We start from the raw sequence: 3,598 nt of genomic DNA on the forward strand, positions 1-3,598 counted from the left end.
CCACAAACGCTTTTCTGCCCTTTGCAAACTAACGCCGCGTTAAGTAGTGAGCAACACTGCCACCTGACCTAAGCCATTGTGCCGTAAACACTAAATTCAAAGCAAACCAAAAATGCCGAGCGTTGCGAATCTGCCTTAAACGCTTTGTTAGTTGCCATTCTAAACCTTTGATTTCCAGTTCATTTCCACTTTGCCAACGCCGTTTTTCAGCGTGTTGAAACACTCAATTCAGGCACAGTTTCAAAGCGCCTGTCACTGAAACCACTTGGAACTTACAACGCCGCAGAAAACTGGCCAAAAGCACCAAAAAGACCTTTTGGAAAGACAATGTCACAAAGCTGACTTTCAACGAGTACATTTGCGTCTGAAACGGCAAAAAAACCACAATACTAAAAATCGAAAACAATTTCAGCAAACCACGCCCAGACACAAAACAGAGCAAAATTGCACGATACATTAGCCCTAAATATTCTGATTTAGCTGCATTTTTACCGCTGGCAACTAACGCCCTGTTAAGGTGTGAGCAACGCAATACCAATGCTCCTGCATACCACCATAAACACAAAACGCAACGCATAGCAAAAATGCCAAGCGTTGCGAATCACTCTTAAACAGATTGTTAGCAGAATTTTCTACCTACACGTTCTCATCCTATTTATTTTGCAGTACATTCAGAAGGTTTTCGATAGATTCATTAATAAGACTCTGTGTAATAAAGTCTTTGACGCTATTTTCATGTTCCTTATTTAAAACAAAACCTTTTCCTGATGAGTTTTTAGCTGGCTGCTTTAACAAAAAACCTTGCTGGACTAGAACTTCTAGATACTTAGAAAGGTTTAACTTGTGTTTTAAAGATGTACACTGTTGTTTATATAGCTCTTCTGTTTTCCAAACAAATGAATTTTGTCTAAATCCAACTCGGAATATTTTCTTCAAATCATTTTTAATAGTATCTATCTTTTCAGTCACCGAAAGCTCGGTTGATTTTATGAATTCCCTGAATTCATCAGGCAATATACAATCTTGGAAGTTATCTGCTGAAATGTCATTTTTTCCGAAACTAGCAATATCTACATCGATAAACTCTGATTCTACAAATACTACGTCTTCACTAGGAAATGTAGATTTAGACAAATTCAAGTAGCCATTGAAGTATCCATCAATTACAGAAAATGACCTAAAATCTAACGGATGAAAGTCACCATAAATGGACAAGTTATTAATCCTTTCTCCCTTAAGCTTACCATACAGGTTTAGTAACTTTTCAGTATATACTTCTCTATTGCCAGAGTCCTTCGGCATAGCTAAATAAGCGAGGCTAGATAGTATTTTTCTATACTTATATTTTTCTTCAAACTTAGCACTGTCCAATTCTTGAATGGCTTTACTTATGAAATTTTTCAAGAAGATTAGATCATCATTATGCCGATGAAGCTTAATATCTTCCACTAAAGCCCCACCCTTATAACAATCACGAGAAATAGATGTTAATACATTCTGCCCCAGATTTAAATCTTGGTTGTTTATTTTATTAGCAATAAATCTAGATTTTAGCCAAAATTCAAAAGAGTCATGCCTTATCTTAAAGTGGTCACCCTGCCTGATCAGCAAAGGAGAAACATAAAACTCCGTATAATTATCTGTGTATTTTCCATGTAGCGAACATTCTAATAATTCATCTAAATCCGTTTTAGAGATCATTCCTTTATAATCAAAAACGATATCCTTCAAAATTTCAAAGTAATCATCACTAGTAATTGAAATGTTCTGTTTAAGGATATCTCTCATTATTATTTGATGTAGCACCTTATCTAAAGGTTCTGACATTATGAAGAATTTAGATTCATCATAAGTGGAAGGTATACTTCCTTTGTCTTCAGATTCGACTAGTTCACAAAGTAGCCTTATTATTAAAGGGGTAACATTAGTTTCACTATCAAGAGATAAGCTTTCTATATGGTTTATAACCTTATTATCAAAATTCTTACCACTATATTCCTTATCGTCATTATAGCGAATGTTTAAGTATTTCTCTGTTAATTCTCTATTAAACCCTTTCAAGTTAAAAATATCAACTTGACTTCTATTAAATCTCTCTGAGTTATTTTCTCTAGAAGTAATTAGAACAGAACAGTTTTTGTACGTTTCATTTAATTCAACGACTGAGTCAATGAAAAGATCCAAATTAAATCTTTCTTTTAATTTAGATTCAATCTCATCAAGACCATCAATTATAATAAATAAGTTACCAGAACTAATATTTAGAGCCAAATTTTTTGAGTCAAGAGTCAAGTCAGGATCGTCTTGTAATATTCGGTATAAACTTTGAATTGAATCAACTCTTTCCCCATTATTTCCTACTTCATCTGGAAGGTCAAAAGAAGACAAAAGCAACGCTTTTTTCTTATGGCCATTCAATAGAAGTCGATCTATTTTCTCAACAACCTGCAAGCAGAATGTAGTTTTACCAACTCCGCCGTCACCCACTACAACATTAATAGGTTTGGCATCATCATCAGTTTTGCTAATTATTGAATCAATGAAATCTAAACTTAGTGTTTCTTGTTCATTTTTATACAACCACTGATCAACGAAAAAAGGCTCTGTAGTTACATGGCTTCCATCTTTCAAAGCATTGATTAAACAATAATCCCAGATATAGTCTTCAATAAAATGATGTGAAAATTCAATATTTTGATGTGAACTTTGATAAGGTTGGCATTTGGAAATTATACTAGACTTTCTATTTTTTACTTCTAATCCAGTGGTTTTGCTAATTTCTTTTGGAAAAAGAAATGATATTGATATTAGTTTATCTATATCATTTCTATGCTCTTCAAATAATTCTTTGAATGCGCCAGCGAAACTAACATTTCGACCGAGAAAAACAAACCCAACTCCTTTTCCATTTACATCTGACAGATGATAAAATTCAAAGTTTTTACTCTTACTCGCTTTAGTAACATATCTATTTGGATATACTATTGAAATTATGTCTGTACACTTCCAATCTTCAGACTCAGAAATATCTTTACTAATAAAGTGATATATTGGCATGGGAAGTGATTGGTCAATATCAATATGTTCTTTGGAATCAAAAACATTTCTTAGAAGACTTTCGACAGAAAGTCTTATCCTTGAACTATCTGAACGATTAATATCCACTTCATTGTCGTGAGAGTCTATGTTACCAAAATCTTGAAGGACTTTAAGATCCAGTTTAATTTTCTTAATGTGATTTTCATTTACATCTAGATTTTTTTTACTAATAGAGTCTATTAGCTCTTGAAACTTACTTTTTGAACTTAAAGCCTGAGTTGCTTCACTTTCAGAACTGAGTAGTATAACTCTACATACGCACTCGCCAACTTTCCGAGCGTCGTTTGGTTTACCCAAACGATCATAATCACTCAAATATTTAGATAGCCTAGACAGTATAGTTTTCAAATCTTCCAAAACATCACCTAATCATCAAATTGAAATGCACATAAACACACATAGCTCATTCTACATTACTAGACTATATTACGGAACACAATTCTGCTAACGCTAAGCTAAGTAGTGAGCAACGTAATACGAAGCCACCGCATAACACCTT

At 33.7% G+C, this 3,598-nt stretch carries 1 protein-coding gene; it reads right to left on the reverse strand.

From position 1 onward, the window contains the following. Positions 1-651 precede the first annotated feature (651 nt). A complete protein-coding gene (locus ACED48_RS20230) occupies positions 652-3,456 on the reverse strand; it encodes an NACHT domain-containing NTPase (protein ID WP_017057320.1) in 2,805 nt (934 codons plus the stop codon). Positions 3,457-3,598 lie beyond the last annotated feature (142 nt).

Origin of the sequence: Vibrio sp. 5S239 (assembly GCF_041439575.1) — a bacterium.
In the GTDB taxonomy this organism is placed as follows: domain Bacteria; phylum Pseudomonadota; class Gammaproteobacteria; order Enterobacterales; family Vibrionaceae; genus Vibrio; species Vibrio kanaloae.